The 17,226-nt window shown below is 72.8% G+C and carries 18 protein-coding genes and 1 riboswitch; of the genes, 12 read left to right on the forward strand and 6 right to left on the reverse strand.

Going from position 1 to position 17,226, the window contains the following annotated elements; genetic code table 11:
* The first annotated feature begins 9 nt into the window (after window positions 1–9).
* The 4 genes from pdxR to ACZ470_RS05775 all read left to right on the forward strand — a co-directional run bounded on the left by pdxR (window position 10) and on the right by ACZ470_RS05775 (window position 4,818).
* Entirely contained in the window at window positions 10–1,395 is a 1,386-nt protein-coding gene (gene pdxR / locus ACZ470_RS05760) for a MocR-like pyridoxine biosynthesis transcription factor PdxR (RefSeq protein WP_468424724.1), read from the forward strand.
* A 155-nt stretch (window positions 1,396–1,550) separates the two neighbouring features.
* Window positions 1,551–1,898, forward strand: coding sequence for a hypothetical protein (locus ACZ470_RS05765; protein ID WP_468424726.1), 348 nt, complete (start codon window positions 1,551–1,553; stop codon window positions 1,896–1,898).
* A 7-nt stretch (window positions 1,899–1,905) separates the two neighbouring features.
* Window positions 1,906–3,090 (forward strand): glutathionylspermidine synthase family protein, encoded by a 1,185-nt coding sequence (locus tag ACZ470_RS05770; RefSeq protein WP_468424728.1) that lies wholly within the window; start codon window positions 1,906–1,908, stop codon window positions 3,088–3,090.
* Window positions 3,091–3,243: 153 nt separating this feature from the next.
* A riboswitch (ZMP/ZTP riboswitch) is annotated at window positions 3,244–3,344 on the forward strand.
* Window positions 3,345–3,372: 28 nt separating this feature from the next.
* The gene (locus ACZ470_RS05775) at window positions 3,373–4,818 is read left to right on the forward strand and encodes a glycine hydroxymethyltransferase (RefSeq protein ID WP_468424729.1); all 1,446 of its coding nucleotides are present in this window, start codon (window positions 3,373–3,375) and stop codon (window positions 4,816–4,818) included.
* A gap of 62 nt (window positions 4,819–4,880) precedes the next feature.
* On the opposite strand, the gene ACZ470_RS05780 is transcribed toward ACZ470_RS05775, so the two are convergent.
* The 3 genes from ACZ470_RS05780 to ACZ470_RS05790 form a co-directional block, all read right to left on the reverse strand.
* Window positions 4,881–5,621 (reverse strand): hypothetical protein, encoded by a 741-nt coding sequence (locus tag ACZ470_RS05780; RefSeq protein ID WP_468424731.1) that lies wholly within the window; start codon window positions 5,619–5,621, stop codon window positions 4,881–4,883.
* Window positions 5,622–5,751: 130 nt separating this feature from the next.
* Complete coding sequence (locus ACZ470_RS05785) at window positions 5,752–6,612, reverse strand: hypothetical protein (protein WP_468424733.1); 861 nt, start codon at window positions 6,610–6,612, stop codon at window positions 5,752–5,754.
* Window positions 6,605–7,165 (reverse strand): RNA polymerase sigma factor, encoded by a 561-nt coding sequence (locus tag ACZ470_RS05790; protein ID WP_468424735.1) that lies wholly within the window; start codon window positions 7,163–7,165, stop codon window positions 6,605–6,607. Before ACZ470_RS05790 ends, ACZ470_RS05785 begins: the two co-directional genes overlap by 8 nt.
* 152 nt (window positions 7,166–7,317) lie before the next feature.
* Between ACZ470_RS05790 and trpS the strand changes: the two genes are divergently transcribed.
* Window positions 7,318–8,310 (forward strand): tryptophan--tRNA ligase, encoded by a 993-nt coding sequence (gene trpS / locus ACZ470_RS05795; RefSeq protein ID WP_468425190.1) that lies wholly within the window; start codon window positions 7,318–7,320, stop codon window positions 8,308–8,310.
* Window positions 8,311–8,514: 204 nt separating this feature from the next.
* Window positions 8,515–9,093, forward strand: coding sequence for a 2'-5' RNA ligase family protein (locus tag ACZ470_RS05800; protein ID WP_468424737.1), 579 nt, complete (start codon window positions 8,515–8,517; stop codon window positions 9,091–9,093).
* 19 nt (window positions 9,094–9,112) lie between these two features.
* Here the strand turns inward: ACZ470_RS05800 and ACZ470_RS05805 are convergent, their stop codons facing one another.
* Both ACZ470_RS05805 and ACZ470_RS05810 read right to left on the reverse strand, forming a co-directional pair.
* Window positions 9,113–9,868, reverse strand: coding sequence for a decaprenylphospho-beta-D-erythro-pentofuranosid-2-ulose 2-reductase (locus ACZ470_RS05805; RefSeq protein ID WP_468424738.1), 756 nt, complete (start codon window positions 9,866–9,868; stop codon window positions 9,113–9,115).
* 20 nt (window positions 9,869–9,888) lie between these two features.
* Entirely contained in the window at window positions 9,889–11,244 is a 1,356-nt protein-coding gene (locus ACZ470_RS05810) for an FAD-binding protein (RefSeq protein ID WP_468424740.1), read from the reverse strand.
* 134 nt (window positions 11,245–11,378) lie between these two features.
* Here ACZ470_RS05810 and ACZ470_RS05815 point away from each other — a divergent pair, with 134 nt between their 5' ends.
* Genes ACZ470_RS05815 through ACZ470_RS05830 form a run of 4 tightly spaced genes read left to right on the forward strand, consistent with a single transcriptional unit; the run spans window position 11,379 to window position 14,177 of the window.
* A complete protein-coding gene (locus ACZ470_RS05815; RefSeq protein WP_468424741.1) occupies window positions 11,379–11,906 on the forward strand; it encodes a phosphatase PAP2 family protein in 528 nt (175 codons plus the stop codon).
* Window positions 11,903–12,838, forward strand: a complete 936-nt coding sequence (locus ACZ470_RS05820; protein WP_468424743.1) for a decaprenyl-phosphate phosphoribosyltransferase — start codon at window positions 11,903–11,905, stop codon at window positions 12,836–12,838. The genes ACZ470_RS05815 and ACZ470_RS05820 overlap by 4 nt, the downstream gene beginning before the upstream one ends.
* Window positions 12,835–13,272 (forward strand): GtrA family protein, encoded by a 438-nt coding sequence (locus tag ACZ470_RS05825; RefSeq protein ID WP_468424745.1) that lies wholly within the window; start codon window positions 12,835–12,837, stop codon window positions 13,270–13,272. Before ACZ470_RS05820 ends, ACZ470_RS05825 begins: the two co-directional genes overlap by 4 nt.
* A complete protein-coding gene (locus ACZ470_RS05830; protein WP_468424747.1) occupies window positions 13,260–14,177 on the forward strand; it encodes a YihY/virulence factor BrkB family protein in 918 nt (305 codons plus the stop codon). The genes ACZ470_RS05825 and ACZ470_RS05830 overlap by 13 nt, the downstream gene beginning before the upstream one ends.
* On the opposite strand, the gene ACZ470_RS05835 is transcribed toward ACZ470_RS05830, so the two are convergent.
* Entirely contained in the window at window positions 14,125–15,414 is a 1,290-nt protein-coding gene (locus ACZ470_RS05835) for a D-alanyl-D-alanine carboxypeptidase family protein (protein WP_468424749.1), read from the reverse strand. The genes ACZ470_RS05830 and ACZ470_RS05835 overlap by 53 nt on opposite strands.
* 91 nt (window positions 15,415–15,505) lie before the next feature.
* On the opposite strand from ACZ470_RS05835, the gene ACZ470_RS05840 reads away from it, so the two are divergent.
* Window positions 15,506–15,754 carry an SCO4848 family membrane protein gene (locus tag ACZ470_RS05840; RefSeq protein ID WP_184818217.1) on the forward strand — a complete coding sequence of 83 codons (249 nt, stop codon included), beginning with the start codon at window positions 15,506–15,508 and terminating at the stop codon, window positions 15,752–15,754.
* A gap of 24 nt (window positions 15,755–15,778) precedes the next feature.
* Window positions 15,779–17,119 carry a metallophosphoesterase gene (locus ACZ470_RS05845; RefSeq protein WP_468424751.1) on the forward strand — a complete coding sequence of 447 codons (1,341 nt, stop codon included), beginning with the start codon at window positions 15,779–15,781 and terminating at the stop codon, window positions 17,117–17,119.
* The last annotated feature ends 107 nt before the right edge of the window (window positions 17,120–17,226 follow it).

The raw sequence follows: 17,226 nt of genomic DNA on the forward strand, positions 1-17,226 counted from the left end.
TCCATTTCCATGGCAGAACGCTGGGCCACTTTCGGCATTGACCTCCACCTCGAACCGACCGGTCCCGGACTGCGCCGCGGACTGACCGACGCCCTCCGCGAGGCCGTCCGCACCGGCCGGCTCGCTCCCGGTGCCCGGCTGCCCTCCTCCCGCTCCCTCGCCGCCGATCTGGGCATCGCCCGCAACACCGTCGCCGACGCCTACGGCGACCTGATCGCCGAGGGCTGGCTCACCGCCCGCCAGGGCTCCGGCACCCGGGTCGCCGACCGCGCGGTCCCCGGCCCGTCGGCCGGCCGGCCCGCCCCGCGCCGAGCCCCGGGCCGGCTGTCGTACGACCTCGTCCCCGGCACCCCCGACCTCTCTTCCTTCCCCCGCGCCGAATGGCTCAAGGCCACCCGCCGCGCCCTCGCCGCCGCACCCCACGAAGCCCTCGGCTACGGCGACCCGCGCGGCCGCCCCGAACTGCGCACGGCCCTCGCGGACTACCTCGCCCGGGCGCGGGGCGTCCGCGCCGACCCCGAACGCATCGTCGTCTGCTCGGGCTTCGCCCAGGGCCTCCAACTGCTCTGCGAGGTCCTGCACGCCCGCGGCGCCCGCACCCTCGCCGTGGAGTCCTACGGACTCGACGTCCACTGGGACCTGGCCGCCCGCGCCGGACTGACCACCACCCCGCTCCCCTTCGACGCCCTCGGCACCCGCGCACAGGACCCGGGCGACGCCGACGCGGTGCTGCTCAGCCCGGCCCACCAGTTCCCCCTCGGCGGCGCCCTGCCGCCCGAGCGCCGCGCCGCCGTCGTCGACTGGGCCCGCCGCACCGGCGGACTGATCCTGGAGGACGACTACGACGGCGAGTTCCGCTACGACCGCCAGTCCGTCGGCGCGCTCCAGAACCTCGACCCCGACCATGTGGTCCACCTCGGCACGGCCAGCAAGTCCCTCGCCCCCGGACTCCGCCTCGGCTGGATGGTCCTGCCCCCGTCCGTGGTCCCGGAGGCCGTCGCGCACGGCGGCGGCCGGTCGGTGAGCGTCCTCGAACAGCTCACCCTCGCCGAGTTCCTCACCTCCGGCGCCTACGACCGCCACGTCCGCGCCGCCCGGCTGCGCTACCGGCGCCGCCGCGACGCGCTGGTCCGGGCCCTCGCCGAGCGGGCGCCCGAGGTCCGGGTCACCGGCATCGCGGCCGGACTGCACGCGGTCCTCCGGCTCCCGCCCGGCACCGAGCAGTCCGTCGTCCGCGCCGCCACCTGGCAGAACCTCGCCGTCCACGGGCTCTCCCGCTACCGCCACCCCACCGCCGCGACCACCGCCGGTGACGCCCTCGTCGTCGGCTACGGCACCCCACCGGACCACGCCTGGGCGAGCACCCTGGACGCCCTGTGCAGGGCGCTGCCCTGACGCGCCAAGTCGGCATTCCGCGCCAAGAGTCACAAATGGACGGCGGGGAAGCGCCAACGGCAGGGGGCCCCTGGGCGCGCCGCCCGAGTGGTCTCTAGGCTGTCCGCCGCGAGCCGGGAGAGAAACCCCGGGCGGTGCGAGGGGGAGCGGAGAGCATGGCGGAGACACGGCGGCGGTTGCGGTCCAGCACGGTGGTGCTCGGCGGGATGGGCGTCTTGGCGGCGGCGCTGACCTCCTGCGGGTCCGACCCGGACCGGCGGTGCGTGGACCGGGACAGCTACGACTACGCCAACGGCTACAAGGTCGTCGCCGACAAGAACTGCAAGTCCTCCGGAACGACCTCCGGTTCGCTCGGCAAGGGCGGCAAGTCCCGGGCCAACGCCGACTGGTACTACGACGCCGACGTCAGCAACGGCTACGCCGACTACGGCACCTTCAGCCGCAGCGAGGCCGTCGACCGGGGCGGCTTCGGCTGCTCGGGTTCCGGCAGCGGCGGCGGCTGAGCCGGCCATGGAACGGCGTACGACAGAGCCCCGCCCCGGCTGGCAGGAGACCGTCGAGGAACAGGGACTCATTTACCCCCTGACCCGCTACCCCGACGGCTCCCTGCGCCCCTACTGGGACGAGAGCGCCTACTACGTCTTCTCCCTGGACGAGGTCGAGGCGCTGGAGGAGGTCGTCGAGGAACTGCACGCGATGTGCCTCGCCGCCGCCGAGCACATCGTCACCGCCGACCGCTTCGCCGACCTCGGCATCACCGACCCGCGGATCGCCCGCGTGGTCGCCGAGGCCTGGCACCGGCGTGCCGAACTCCCCTCCGTCTACGGCCGCTTCGACCTCCGCTACGACGGCACCGGCCCGGCCAAGCTCCTGGAGTACAACGCCGACACCCCCACCTCCCTGGTGGAGGCCGCTTCCCCCCAGTGGTTCTGGATGGAGGAGCGCTTCCCCGGCGCCGACCAGTGGAACTCCCTCCACGAACGCCTCGTCGACGCCTGGAAGAAGCAGGCCGCCCTTCTCCCGCCGGGCAGCCCCCTGTACTTCGCCCACTCCTCCGCCGACGAACTCGGCGAGGACCTCATGACCGTCGCCTATCTCAAGGAGACCGCCGAACAGGCCGGCCTCGACACCGACTGGATCTCCATGGAGGAGATCGGCTGGGACCGCCTCTCCGGCCGCTTCGTCGACAACGGGCTCCGGTTCATCCGCAGCATCTTCAAGCTCTACCCCTGGGAGTGGCTCACCACCGACCGCTTCGCCGGCCACGTCCTCGACACCCTCGACAACGGCGGCGGCACCGGCACCACCCTGTGGATCGAACCCGCCTGGAAGATGCTGCTCAGCAACAAGGCGCTGCTGGCGATCCTGTGGGAGCTCCATCCGGGTCACCCCAACCTCCTCCCCGCCTACCTCGACGGCCCGCGGGAGCTCGCGGACACCACCGGCTGGGTCGCCAAGCCCCTCCTCGGCCGCGAGGGCGCCGGCGTGACGATCCACGAGCCCGGCTCCGCCCCCGTCCTCCGCGACGAACCCTGCTGCTACCAGCAGCTCGCCCCCCTGCCGACCTTCGACGACAACCACGTGGTCCTCGGCACCTGGGTGGTGGAGAACGAGTCGGCGGGCCTGGGCATCCGCGAGTCCTCGGGCCTGGTAACGGACGAGTACGCCCGCTTCCTCCCCCACGTGATCCTTTAAACAGGGCTCAAGGTGAGCGCCCCGGAAGGGGCGCGGGGAACTGCGCGACCAGCCCCCCACGCACCCGCAGTCCGCGACGGACAACACCACGCAGACGCTGCCGCCCGCATGATGGACGCCGACGCCAGTGCCAACGCACCACCCGCTAGGCTGGTGACGGGCCGTGACTGGCGCGCTGGGATGGAGCAACCATCAGGAAGCGGCCCCGGACCCTTCGGGTCCGGAAACATGTGCCGTGCGCCTGGGCCGACCCGAACGCCACGACCACGTCCGGAGGTCCCCGTGTCCGCAGAACTCACCCCCGCTTCCACCGCCTTCCGTTCCGCCCTCGACGTGATCCGCGCCGTCGAGCCGCGCGTCGCCGACGCGATCGGCCAGGAGGTCGCCGACCAGCGCGAGATGCTCAAGCTGATCGCCTCCGAGAACTACGCCTCCCCGGCCACCCTCCTCGCGATGGGCAACTGGTTCAGCGACAAGTACGCCGAGGGCACCATCGGCCGCCGCTTCTACGCCGGCTGCCGCAACGTCGACACCGTCGAGTCGCTCGCCGCCGAGCACGCCAAGGAGCTCTTCGGCGCCCGTCACGCCTATGTCCAGCCGCACTCCGGCATCGACGCCAACCTGGTGGCCTTCTGGTCCGTCCTTGCCCAGCGGGTCGAGCTGCCCGCCCTGGAGAAGGCCGGTGCCCGCCAGGTCAACGACCTCTCCGAGGAGGACTGGGCCGAACTGCGCCGCGCCTTCGGCAACCAGCGCATGCTCGGCATGTCCCTGGACGCCGGCGGCCACCTCACCCATGGCTTCCGCCCCAACATCTCCGGCAAGATGTTCGACCAGCGCTCCTACGGCACCGACCCGGCGACCGGGCTGATCGACTACGAGGCCCTGCGTGCCTCCGCCCGCGAGTTCAAGCCGCTGATCATCGTCGCCGGCTACTCCGCCTACCCGCGTCTGGTGAACTTCCGGATCATGCGGGAGATCGCCGACGAGGTCGGCGCGACCCTCATGGTCGACATGGCCCACTTCGCCGGTCTCGTCGCCGGCAAGGTCCTCACCGGCGACTTCGACCCGGTCCCGCACGCCCAGATCGTCACCACCACCACCCACAAGTCGCTGCGCGGCCCGCGCGGCGGCATGGTGCTGTGCGACGACTCCCTCAAGGACCAGGTCGACCGCGGCTGCCCGATGGTCCTCGGCGGCCCGCTCCCGCACGTCATGGCCGCCAAGGCCGTCGCCCTCGCCGAGGCCCGGCAGCCCGCCTTCCGGGACTACGCCCAGCGCATCGTCGACAACTCCCGCGCCCTCGCCGAGGGCCTGATGCGCCGCGGCGCCACCCTGGTCACCGGCGGCACCGACAACCACCTCAACCTGATCGACGTCGCCACCTCCTACGGCCTCACCGGCCGCCAGGCCGAGGCGGCTCTCCTCGACTCCGGCATCGTCACCAACCGCAACGCCATCCCGTCCGACCCCAACGGCGCCTGGTACACCTCGGGCATCCGCATCGGCACCCCCGCGCTGACCACGCGCGGCCTGGGCACGGCGGAGATGGACGAGGTCGCGGGCCTGATCGACCGGGTTCTGACGACGACCGAGCCCGGCACCACCAAGTCCGGCGCTCCCTCCAAGGCGGCCCACGTCCTCGACGAGAAGGTCGCCGACGAGATCTCCCGCCGCGCCACCGACCTCGTCGCCGGCTTCCCGCTCTACCCGGAGATCGACCTCGGCTGAGGAGCCCCGCTCCGGCGCTCCCACGGCGGTCCGGCCATGTGCCGGGCCGCCGCGCCCCGCCGTCAGGCGTCCAGCAACTCCTGCCTCGGTCCGGGATCGTCCTTCCGCCGGCGGACCGGCGGCCACCGCGTCACATGGGGACGCAGCACCAGGGCCAGCACCGCTCCGGCCGCCACCCCCGGTATCGCCCACCACCAGTCGGTGTCGTCGCCCGTCACCCGCGCGGCGCCGGGCTCCGGGGCCGCCGCAGCCGCCTCCTCCTCCGTCCCGGAGTCGGCCTGCTCCGTCTCCCACGGTGCCGGGTAGATCTCCGGGTAGATCCCGGATGCCGATCCCGAGCCCGATGTCTTGCCCATCACGCCCAGCTCGAACAGGAACTTGTGCACGTCCGAGGGGTATGCGGCCCGGTGCCAGACGCCGTTCGGCGACTCCGTGAGGTGTGCCGCCGTGTGTATCCACACGTCCTCGCCCACCTCACCGAGGAAGACCCGGTCCACACGCCAGGGCGTCACGTCGTGCAGCATCCACGACACATTGACCAACCGGACCGAGGCCAGGTCGGCCTCCGGCGGCTTGTCCCGGGTGCCCTTGCCGGGCGGGCCGAGCAGCCGCTCCAGCTCGCCGTACTCCGCGTCGGAGTAGTACAGCGAGGCGGTCTCCTCGCTCTCCGGCGAGACCACCAGCACACTCGTCGGCCCCCCGGCGGAGGCCGGCGACGCTCCCCACAGCACCAGGGCCAGCGTCGCCGCCAACGCGCCCAACCCCGCCGTCAGTTGTCGAACCCTGCCCTTCCCACCGCGCATCCGGACCCCCACTCGGCCGGTCGATCCCCCTGCGACCCGCCCACGAGCCGCCTGTCATCTCTGGTACACCGCTCGGCCCGCCGGGGTTCCCGGTCGGCGCACCACGAATTCCACGAGTCGGGGACCCCGGCTACCGGCCGCCCGCCTCCTCGACCGCCTCCGCGATCTCCAGCGCCCGTGCCTTCGACGCCACGCCCTCCAGCCGCAGCGTCACTCCCGCCGTGGGCCCACCGCGGTGCGGCCACAGCAGCGTCGGTCCCGCCGTGCGCTCCTTCCGGGTGAACCGGTGACCGTCCGCGTCCACCAGCCAGAAGCCCAGCACGTGCGGCCGCGGGAACCACAGGGCCGGGTCGGTAATCCCACCCTCATCGCCGTCCTCGCCCAGCGACAGCCACTCCGGCTGCTCGCGCACGCTCTTGACGAAGGTGACGTCCAATCGGGCCGGGAACTCGTCCAGCCGGATCGTCCGCCCCGCCTCCCGCCAGCACAGGCTCACCAGCGACCGCCCCCGCGGCAGCCCGCTCACCGACACCGCGTCCGGAGCGCCCAGCACCTCCGGCACCAGCGGCGCGAACCCGGCCCGCCGCTCCGCCTCGCCGAGCGACACCGACCGCCCGCAGTCCGGAACCCGCGCGCCCGGCGAGGGAACCGCCGACGGGTCGTACCGCACCTCGACCCCGCCGAAGCCGAACCAGTCGGTCACCGCCGCCCGCACCGGAGGCGTCAGCGCCAGTACGGTCAGCAGACCGCACAGGGCCGCGCCCAGCGACCGCCACCGCGCCCGCGTCCAGCGCCGCGCCGCCCGCAACCGCTCCCCGGCGCCCACCGGCTCCGCCACCGGAACGGGCACCCGCTCGGTCAGTATCTGCCCGAGCACCCGCTCCACCATCGACTCGGACCCCGCCGCCGCGTCCGCCCCGTCCAGCGACCGCCCCAGCGCCCGCAGCTCCTCCCGCAGCCGGTCCGCCTCCCCGTCGTGCCGCTCACCCACGCGTCCCACCCCCTTCCCGGGGCCGGAAGTCCGGCAGCAGGCGCTCCAGCTTGCCCAGGGCGCGGTTCAGCCGGGACTTCACCGTGCCCCGGGGCCAGCCCAGGGCCTGGGAGGTCTCCCGCTCGTCCATCTCCAGCAGATAGCGGTAGGTGACGACCAGCCGATGCTCCTCGCTCAGCTTCTCCAGGGCGGCCATCAGCGCCCCGCGGCGCTCCGTCTCCAGCGTCGCGACCGCCGGGTCCGCCGACTCCGGTATCACCGGCTCCGCCCGCACGAACGCCGCCTCACGGTCGGCGAGGGTGTTCCGGCGCACGGCAGCGCGCACTGTGTTCCTCGTCTCATTGGCCACGATCGACAGCAGCCAGGGCCGGAAGGCCATGCCGTCCCGGAACCGGCCCAGCGCGCAGTACGCCTTCACGAACGCCTGCTGCACCACGTCCTCCGCGTCCGCCCCCGCCCCGAGCGCGGCGGCCGCCCTGAGCGCGATGCCCGTATGGGCCCGCACCAGCTCCGCGTACGCCTCCGGCTCCCCGGCGCGTACGCGTGCGATCACCGCGGCCTCATCGACGATGCGGCCCCCCTCCCGCGTCCTCACGTCTTTGTTACACCGCCGGGCCGGGATCGGTTCCCACCTGTTTCCGGTCGGTTCCGGACCGCCCCGCGGGACCTGAGAGAATGGTGAGCATGGCGACTGACCGACCCCGCGTGCTCTCCGGAATCCAGCCCACGGCAGGCTCGTTCCACCTCGGCAACTACCTCGGCGCCGTCCGCCAGTGGGTGGCCCTCCAGGAGACCCACGACGCGTTCTACATGGTCGTCGACCTGCACGCGATCACGATCCCGCAGGACCCGGAGGCGCTGCGCGCCAACACCCGGCTCGCCACCGCCCAGCTGCTGGCCGCCGGACTGGACCCGGACCGCTGCACGCTCTTCGTGCAGAGCCATGTGCCCGAGCACGCCCAGCTCGCCTGGGTCATGAACTGCCTCACCGGCTTCGGCGAGGCCTCCCGCATGACCCAGTTCAAGGACAAGTCCGCCAAGCAGGGCGCCGACCGCGCCTCCGTCGGCCTGTTCACGTACCCGATCCTCCAGGTCGCGGACATCCTGCTCTACCAGGCCCACGAGGTGCCGGTGGGCGAGGACCAGCGCCAGCACATCGAGCTCACGCGCGACCTGGCCGACCGTTTCAACGGCCGGTTCGGCCAGACCTTCACCGTCCCGAAGCCGTACATCCTCAAGGAGACGGCGAAGATCTACGACCTCCAGGACCCGTCGATCAAGATGAGCAAGTCGGCGTCCACGCCGAAGGGCCTCATCAACCTCCTCGACGAGCCGAAGGCCACCGCCAAGAAGGTGAAGAGCGCGGTCACCGACACCGACACGGTGATCCGCTACGACGTGGTGGAGAAGCCCGGTGTGAGCAACCTGCTCACGATCTACTCGACCCTCACCGGAGCGGACATCCCCGAACTGGAGGAGAAGTACGCAGGCAAGGGCTACGGTGCGCTGAAGACGGACCTCGCCGAGGTCATGGTCGAGTTCGTGACCCCGTTCAAGGAGCGCACCCAGCAGTACCTGGACGACCCCGAGACGCTCGACTCGATCCTGGCCAAGGGCGCGGAGAAGGCGCGTGCCGTCGCCGCGGAGACCCTCTCCCGGGCGTACGAGCGGGTCGGCTTCCTGCCCGCCAAGCACTGACCAGCCCGACACCGGCCCGCCGGGCACGGGACCGGCGCTGAACCGGCCCACGGTCCCGGTCCGTACCACCGCACAGCGCTGCACATCACTCCGGTTGCGCCTGCCCGCATCCGGGTCGTGGTCGTACAGTCGATATCCGGGTGACCGTTCCGGCGGTCACCCGGCGCTCACCGGAGCTTCACCACCACAACGACAGGAGACGACGTGGGGACCGTAACGATCGGCGTGTCGATCGCGGTCCCGGAGCCTCACGGCAGCCGGCTTCAGCAGCTGCGCGCGGGCTTCGGCGACGCCGCGGCTCACGGCATCCCCACGCACGTCACCCTGCTGCCGCCGACCGAGGTCGACGACACCGACGTGCCGGCCGTCGAGGCGCACCTGGGTGAGGTCGCCGCGGCCGGCCGGCCGTTCCCGATGCGGCTGTGCGGCACGGGCACCTTCCGGCCGCTGTCGCCGGTGGTGTACGTGCGGGTGGTCGACGGCGGCGAGGCCTGCGCCTGGCTCCAGCAGCGGGTGCGCGACGCCTCCGGCCCCGTCGCCCGCGAGCTTCAGTTCCCCTACCACCCGCATGTCACCGTGGCGCACGGCATCGAGGAGGCGGCCATGGACCGCGCCTTCGAGGAGCTCGCCGACTACGAGGCCGAGTGGCCCTGCACCGGCTTCGCGCTCTACGAGCAGGGCGCCGACGGGGTGTGGCGCAAACTGCGCGAGTTCCCCTTCGGCTCGGCGGTGGTACCCCCGCAGGCCGGGAGCGTGGACCGGGGATCCGTCTCCGCCCACTGAGCCAGCTGCCCTCCGGCCCTCAGACCGGCAGCCGCCGGAACACCGCCCGCGGCAGATGCCGCAGCGCCGACATCACCACCCGCAGCGCGCCCGGCACCCACACCGTCTCCGAGCGGCGCCGCAGCCCCAGCTCGACGGCCGCCGCGACCGCCTCCGGCGTGGTCGCCAGCGGCGCCTCGGGCAGCCCGGCGGTCATCCGCGTACGGACGAACCCGGGGCGTACGACCATGACGTGCACGCCCGTGCCGTACAGCGCGTCGCCGAGGCCCTGCGTGAAGGCGTCCAGGCCGGCCTTGCTGGAGCCGTAGATGAAGTTCGCGCGGCGGGCCCGCTCGCCCGCGACGGAGGACAGCACCACCAGCGAGCCGTGTCCCTGCGCCTGGAGCGCGCCCGCGCACACCAGGCCGGCTGAGACCGCGCCGGTGTAGTTGGTCTGCGCGACGCGCACCGCGGCCCCCGGGTCCCGCTCGTCGTGCGCCTGGTCGCCCAGAGTGCCGAAGGCGAGCAGCACCATGTCGACGTCGCCCTCGGCGAAGACCTTGCCGAGGGCGTCCTCGTGGGCCGCGGGGTCGAGGGCGTCGAAGGCGACGGTGCGCACCTCGGCGCCGAGCTCGCGCAGCCGCTCGGCGGCTTCGTCCAGACCGGGGGAGGGACGACCGGCCAGCCACACGGTGCGGGTGCGGCGGGCGATCAGCCGCCGCGCGGTGGCCAGCGCGATCTCGGACGTGCCGCCGAGGACGAGCAGGGACTGGGGGAGGCCGAAGGCGTCCTTCATGACAGCTCCTAGAGGGGTGCCTAGAGGTGGAGGCGGCGCGCCAGGTCGGAGACGAACACCCCGCGCGGGTCCAGTTCGGCGCGCAGCGACCGGAAGTCCTCCAGGCGGGGGTACATCGCCGCGAGCAGCTCCGGGCGCAGTCGGGAGTCCTTGGCGAGGTAGACGCGCCCGCCGGCGCCGGCGACCTCCTCGTCGAGCTCGTCGAGGAAGCCGCCGAGTCCGGGCAGCGCCGCCGGGATGTCCAGGGCCAGGGTCCAGCCCGGCACCGGGAAGGACAGCCAGCCGGGGTCGGCCTCGCCGAACCGCTTGAGGACGGCGAGGAAGGACGGGCAGCGGCGTTCGGAGATCCGGCGCACGATCCGGCGCAGGGCGTCCTCCCGGCCGTGCCCGACGACGAACTGGTACTGCACGAAGCCGCCCCGGCCGTAGACCCGGTTCCAGTGGGGCACGCCGTCCAAGGGGTGGAAGAACGCGGGGATCCGCTGGAGCTGCCCGGTCCGCGCGCGGGGCGCCTTGCGGTACCAGAGCTCGTTGAACAGCCCCACCGTGGTGCGGCTGAGCAGGCCCCCGGGGAGGAAGGACGGGGCGGCGGGGAGGCGGGGGGTGCGGAAGGAGAGCGGCTCCGCGCGTGCGCGGGCGCCCGGGGGCAGCGCGTCCAGGGGCGCGTGGTCGCCGCGCGTGAGCACCGCGCGGCCGGTGGCCCTGCCGCGGGCCAGCAGGTCGATCCAGGCGACCGAGTAGCGGTAGCGGTGGTCGGTGTCGGCGAGGCGGGCCATCAGGTCGTCGAGGTCGCTCGCGCGTTCGGTGTCGACCGACATCAGCGAGGTCTCGACCGGTTGGAGCCGGACCGTCGCGGTGAGGATCACCCCAGTGAGTCCCATCCCGCCCGCGGTCGCCTCGAACAGCGGTGTGCCCGGCACGACCGTACGGACCTGCCCGTCGGCGGTGAGCAGCTCCAGGGACAGGACGTGGCGGGAGAAGGAGCCGGACACATGGTGGTTCTTGCCGTGGATGTCGGCGCCGATCGCCCCGCCCACGGTCACATAGCGGGTGCCGGGCGTGACCGGCACGAACCAGCCGAGCGGCAGCAGCACCTCCATCAGCCGGTGCAGGGAGACGCCCGCGTCGCACAGCACGGTGCCGCCGTCGGCGTCGATCGCGTGGACGCGGTCCAGGCCCGTCATGTCGAGCACGGCACCGCCCGCGTTCTGCGCCGCGTCCCCGTACGCCCGTCCCAGCCCCCGCGCGATGCCTCCGCGGGCCCCGCAGTCCCGGACGGCGCGGGCGGCCTCCTCGTACGTCCGGGGGCGGATCAGCCGGGCGGCGGTGGGAGCGGTGCGGCCCCACCCCGTGACGGAGACGGTGTCGGCAGGCATGACAGTGACCGTATCGCCCATATGTGACCGATTGGTTTTGAAACGTCAATTCCATCCCCGGAATGGGTGATTAATGGGATGTCGCCCCCCGGGGACGGGAATTCCGGCCCGTCGGGGGTGAACAGTGGGTCCACATGGACGAACTCCACGACCGCCCCCTCGGTCCGCACGGTGTGGACCACCGGATCGTCACGGCCCTCAGGGCGTGCGGCACCGATCCGCGCGTGGCCGGCGCCGCGCGGGCCCTGTCGTGGGCGGGCGAGCACGGGGCGCTGTGGTTCGTGACGGGCCTCGCCGGGGCCGTCCTGGACCGCCCGCGGCGCGGCGCCTGGCTGCGCGGCACCGCGCTCACCGCGGGCGCCCACGCGGTCAGCATGGGGGTCAAGCGGATCGTGCGCCGTCCTCGCCCGGCCCATGTCGAACCCCTGGTCGGCACGGTCGGCCGGCACTCCTTCCCCAGCTCGCACGCCACCTCGGCGGCGGCCGCCGCCGTCGCGTTCGGCGCGCTGGGCTCCCGCGCGGTGCCCCCGCTCGCCGCCGCCGTCTGCGTGTCCCGCCTGGTGGCCGGCGTCCACTACCCCTCGGACGTGGCGGCCGGCGCCGCCCTCGGCGCGCTGACGGCCCGGCTCGGCGCCCGCTGGATGACGGGAGGCACCGCGTGACCCTGCTGCGCGAGCGCTCCGACCGACGGCAGGCCGCACCGCCCGACCGGGGCGGCCTCCTCAAGGGCCTGCTGCTGACCGCCCGGCCCAAGCAGTGGGTCAAGAACGTCCTGGTGATCGCCGCCCCGGCCGCCGCCGGCGAACTGTTCGCCGCCGGGGCCCCGACCCGGCTCGCGCTGGTCTTCGTCCTGTTCACCGCGTGCGCCGCCGCCGTCTACCTCGTCAACGACGCGCGCGACGCCGAGGCCGACCGCGCCCACCCCGTCAAGCGCGGCCGACCGGTCGCCTCCGGACAGGTCCCCGTGCCGGCCGCCTACGCCACCGGTGTCGCCCTCGGCGTCCTCGCGCCCCTCGTCGCGGCCCTGCTGTGCCCCCCGGAGGTCGCCGCGCTGCTGACCGCCTACCTCGGCATGCAACTGGCGTACTGCCTCAGTCTCAAGCACGTCCTCGTCGTCGACCTCGTCGTCGTCACCACCGGCTTCCTGATGCGTGCGGTGATCGGCGGGCTCGCCCTCGGCATCCCGCTGTCCCGCTGGTTCCTGATCACCACCGGGTTCGGCGCGCTGTTCATGGTCGCGGCCAAGCGCTACTCCGAGGCCGTGCAGATGGCCGGGAAGCCGGGCGCCACCCGGGCGCTGCTCACCGAGTACAGCACCGGCTACCTCCGCTTCGTCTGGCAGCTCGCGGCCGGCGTCGCCGTCCTCGGCTACTGCCTGTGGGCCCTGGAGGAGGGCGGCGTACCACACACCAGCGTGCTGCCCTGGCGGCAGCTGTCCGTGGTCGCGTTCGTCCTCGCCGTCCTCCGCTACGCCGTCTTCGCCGACCGCGGGACCGCCGGCGAACCCGAGGACGTGGTGCTGGGCGACCGCGCGCTCGCCGTCATCGGCCTGGTGTGGGCGGCGATGTACGCCCTCGCGGTGGCGGACTGGTGAGGGACCGTCTGCTCCGGCACCGGCGGGAGCTCCTCGGTTTCGCCACCGCCGGACTGCTCGCCTACGCCGTCGACCTCGCCCTCTTCACGTATCTGCGGGGCCCCGCCGGACTCGGCCCGCTCACCGCCAAGGCGCTCTCCTTCGTCGCCGGCTGCACGGTCGCCTACGCCGGCAACGCGCACGGCACCTACCGCGACACCCGGGTGCGCGGCCCGCGCCCCTACGCCCTGTTCTTCGCGGTGAACCTGGCCGGCGCCGCCGTACAGCTGCTGTGCCTGGCCGTCAGCCACTACGGGCTCGGCCTCACCTCGCAGCGCGCGGACACCGTCTCCGGCGCGGTGGTCGGCATGGCGCTGGCCACCGGCGTCCGGTTCTGGGGCACCAGGACATTGGTCTTCCGCGCCGCGGGCAGAGTCGGGTCATGGACTGGCTGAAAAGACTCCCGGTCGTCGGACCGTGGATGGCGCGGCTGATGCTCACGCACGCGTGGCGGTCGTACGAGCGACTGGACCGCGTGCACTGGACGCGGCTGGCCGCCGCGATGACGTTCACCAGTTTCGTCGCGCTGTTCCCGCTGCTCACCCTGGCCGCCGCGATCGGCGCGGCCGCGCTCAGCCAGGACCAGCAGGACACCCTCCAGGACAAGATCACCGATCAGGTGCCCGGGATCTCGGAGCAGTTGAACATCGGGGAGCTGGTGAACAACGCGGGCACCGTCGGCCTCATCGCGGGCGCCGTGCTGCTGTTCACCGGCGTCAGGTGGGCCGGTTCCACGCGCGAGTGCCTGCGCGCGGTGTGGGAGCTGCCCGACGAGGAGGAGAACCCGTTCCTGCGCAAGGGCAAGGACGCGGGCATACTCGTCGGCCTCGGCGGCGCGGTCCTGATCACGCTGGGCGCGTCCACCGTCGCCTCCGCGATGGTCGGCCGGATCAGCGACGCCATCGGGCTCGAGAAGGGCGGCTGGGGCGGGATCGTGCTGCAGATCGCGGCGTTCGCCGTCGCCGTCGGCGCCGACTTCCTGCTCCTGCTGTACGTCCTGACCCTGCTGCCCGGTGTCCAGCCCGCCCGGCGCCGCCTGATCGTCGCCGGCCTCACCGGCGCGGTCGGCTTCGAACTGCTGAAGCTGCTGCTCAGCGGCTATATGCAGGGCGTGGCCACGAAGAGCATGTACGGCGCCTTCGGTGTGCCGGTGGCCCTGCTGCTGTGGATCAACTTCACGGCGAAGCTGGTCCTGTTCTGCGCCGCCTGGACGGCGACGGGGAGCAAACGGGACGAGGTCCCCGAGGTCACGGACGGGAACGGCGGCGCACCAGGTCCGGGAGCGGCCAGCGGCGGTTGACCAGGAACGCGCCGCCCGCGAGCAGCACGACCACTCCGCCGGCGATGCCCAGCGCGACCCCCATGCCGTCGGTGCCGTCGCCCGGCGCGGCACTCGCCACCGGCTTCGACCCGGCCGCGGCGGCACCCTCCCCGCCTCCCCCGGCCGCACCGGGGGAGGCGGACGGACCCGGCTGGGCCGCCGCCTGGGCGGCGCTCTTCGGCGGCACCAGCTCACCCACCGGCTCGACCTTGCCGGCCGCCTTGAAACCCCAGTCGAAGAGCTTCGCGGTCTCCTTGTAGACCTCGTTGCTCGCGTTCTTCTGCGGGTTCATCACGGTGACGAGCAGCACCTTGCCGTTCTGCTCGGCGACACCGGTGAAGGTGGCGCCGGCGTTGGTGGTGTTGCCGTTCTTCACACCCGCTATGCCCTGGTAGACGGGCACGTCGGAGTCGCCGGACAGCAGCCGGTTGGTGTTCTGGATCTCGAAGGACCCGCGGACCTTCTTGCCCTTCTTGTTCTTCTTCGTCTCGCCCGGGAACTTCGCCCGGACCGTCGAGCAGTACTCGCGGAAGTCCTTCTTCTGGAGCCCCGAGCGGGCGATCAGCGTCAGGTCGTACGCGGACGACACCTGCTCCGCGGCGTCATAGCCGTCCGGGCTGACCACGTGCGTGTCGAGGGCCTGGAGCTCCTCGGCGTGCGCGTTCATCTCCTCGACGGTGTTCTCGACGCCGCCGTTCATCGCCGACAGCACACGCACCGCGTCGTTGCCGGAGCGAAGGAAGACACCCAGCCAGAGATCGTGGACGGTGTACGTCTCGTCCTCCTTGATCCCGACCATGCTGGACCCGGCGCCGATCCCGGCCAGGTCCGACGGCTCGACCTTGTGCTCCGTCGTCTTGGGCCACTTCGGCAGCAGCGTGTCGGCGAACAGCATCTTCAGCGTGCTCGCCGGGGCCAGGCGCCAGTGCGCGTTGTGCGCGGCGAGCACGTCGCCGGACTCGGCGTCGGCGACGATCCAGGACCGGCCCGACAGCCCCTTCGGCAGCACCGGCACCCCGCTCGCGAGGTTGACCTGCGTCCCCGCCTGTCCGAGCCGGGCGCCGCCGACCGTCGACATCTTCGCCGGGGGCGTGGCCGACGGGCTCGTCGAGGGCTTGGGGGCCGCGAGGGCCACGGGCGCGGTCAGCGCGGTGGACAACAGGGCGGCGGAAGCGACCAGCAGCGATCGCCGGACGGTGTTCTTGGGTGCGGGCACGACCGGAAACGTACATGCCATGTCCCTCGAAGTCCCGGGCAGGTCCCCACCCCGGGCAAGGATCCGGACACCAGCCGGTGATACTGGAGCCATGAAGCTCAGCCGCCCCGTCTCCTGGTTCCTGCTCGCCTTCGGGGTGTGGAGCTGGGTCATCTGGATCACTTTCGTCAAGAACCTGGTCAAGGACAGCAGCGGACTCGCGTTCGAGGACGGGCACCCGACGGCGTACTTCTTCGTTCATCTGACGCTCGCCGTTGTCTCCTTCGTATTGGGGACGGTCATCGGGGGCATCGGGTTGCGCGGTCTGCGCGCACTGAGCCGGACGTCACGGACGTCGTAACGGGAAGCAGGGGAAGTCCGCCTCGTGGCCATCGTCTTCGTACTCATCGCACTACTGGTCGTGGCCGTCCTGGTGACGGGCAACTGGTATGTGTGGCGCCGTCTGTTCCGGGACACCACGCGGGGCCCGGGGGCGGTGCGCCGCGCGGGCGCGGTGGTCATCGCGGGGGGCTGGGCGCTGACCGTCGGCGCCCTCGTCGCCGAGCGCGCCGGCGCCCCCTTCTGGCTCCAGCAGGTGCTGGCCTGGCCCGGGTTCCTGTGGCTGGCCCTGTCCCTGTATCTGCTGCTGGCGGTGCTCGCCGGTGAGCTGGTACGGCCGGTGCTGCGCCGGATCCTGGAACGGCGGGACCGCGCGGCGGAGGCCGGGACGGAGGCGGAGACGGAGGCCGCACCGGCGAAGCCGGAGCCGATACCGGCCGGCCAGGGGGCGGGGCGTGGCCCGGGGGCAGCGGGTGCGACGGATGCCGGGGTGCCCGGGGACGAGCCCGCGCCGGACGGGCCTTCCACCGGTGCTCACATGGCGCCCGTCGCTCCGTCCGGCCCGTCCCGCCGTCTCTTCGTCTCGCGTGTCGTCGGCGGGGCCGCCGCCGCGGCGGCCGTGGGGACCGTCGGTTACGGGACGTACGGCGTGCTGCGCGGGCCGCGTGTGAAGCGGGTCACCGTGCCGCTCGCCAAGCTTCCCCGCGCGGCGCACGGTTACCGGATCGCCGTGGTCAGCGACATCCACCTCGGGCCGGTGCTCGGGCGGGGGTTCGCGCAGAAGGTCGTCGACACGATCAACTCCACCCAGCCGGATCTGATCGCGGTCGTGGGCGACCTGGTGGACGGGAGCGTGAAGGACCTCGGGCCGGCCGCGGCTCCGCTGGCGCAGCTGAGGGCGCGTCAGGGCGCGTTCTTCGTCACCGGTAACCATGAGTACTTCTCCGGTGCCGAGCAGTGGGTCGAGGAGGTGCGGCGGCTCGGGCTGAATCCGCTGGAGAACGCCCGGACGGAGTTGCCGTACTTCGATCTGGCGGGGGTCAACGACGTGGCGGGCGAGGACGAGGGGCAGGGGCCCGACTACGTGAAGGCGCTCGGGGACCGGGATCGGGGGCGGGCGTGTGTGCTGATGGCTCACCAGCCGGTGCAGATCCATGACGCCGTCGATCATGGGGTGGACCTTCAGTTGTCCGGGCACACGCATGGGGGGCAGTTGTTTCCCGGGAATCTGGTCGCCGGGGCGGCGAATCCGACGCTGGCGGGGTTGGAGCGGTACGGGGACACTCAGCTGTATGTGAGCCGGGGGGCTGGGGCGTGGGGGCCGCCTACCCGGGTGGGTGCGCCGTCGGACATCACGGTGATCGAGTTGGCCTCTCGGCAGGCTTGAGCGTGTTGGGGTGGGGCGGGGGTGGGTCGCGCTGCCCGGCGCTTGCGGGGTGCCGTCGCGCCCACCCGTGCCGCCCTGCGGCACGACTGCCCGCGGAGAGCGGCAGC

It is taken from the genome of Streptomyces sp. NPDC031111 (genome assembly GCF_055570675.1).

Coding starts and splice junctions, on each gene's coding strand:
- ACZ470_RS05830 (WP_468424747.1), top strand. CDS start 13,260: ATGGACTGGCTGAAAAGACTCCCGGTCGTCGGACCGTGGATGGCGCGG.
- ACZ470_RS05815 (WP_468424741.1), top strand. CDS start 11,379: ATGGACGAACTCCACGACCGCCCCCTCGGTCCGCACGGTGTGGACCAC.
- ACZ470_RS05780 (WP_468424731.1), bottom strand. CDS start 5,621: ATGCGCGGTGGGAAGGGCAGGGTTCGACAACTGACGGCGGGGTTGGGC.
- ACZ470_RS05840 (WP_184818217.1), top strand. CDS start 15,506: ATGAAGCTCAGCCGCCCCGTCTCCTGGTTCCTGCTCGCCTTCGGGGTG.
- ACZ470_RS05770 (WP_468424728.1), top strand. CDS start 1,906: ATGGAACGGCGTACGACAGAGCCCCGCCCCGGCTGGCAGGAGACCGTC.
- ACZ470_RS05810 (WP_468424740.1), bottom strand. CDS start 11,244: ATGCCTGCCGACACCGTCTCCGTCACGGGGTGGGGCCGCACCGCTCCC.
- ACZ470_RS05805 (WP_468424738.1), bottom strand. CDS start 9,868: ATGAAGGACGCCTTCGGCCTCCCCCAGTCCCTGCTCGTCCTCGGCGGC.
- ACZ470_RS05765 (WP_468424726.1), top strand. CDS start 1,551: ATGGCGGAGACACGGCGGCGGTTGCGGTCCAGCACGGTGGTGCTCGGC.
- pdxR (WP_468424724.1), top strand. CDS start 10: ATGGCAGAACGCTGGGCCACTTTCGGCATTGACCTCCACCTCGAACCG.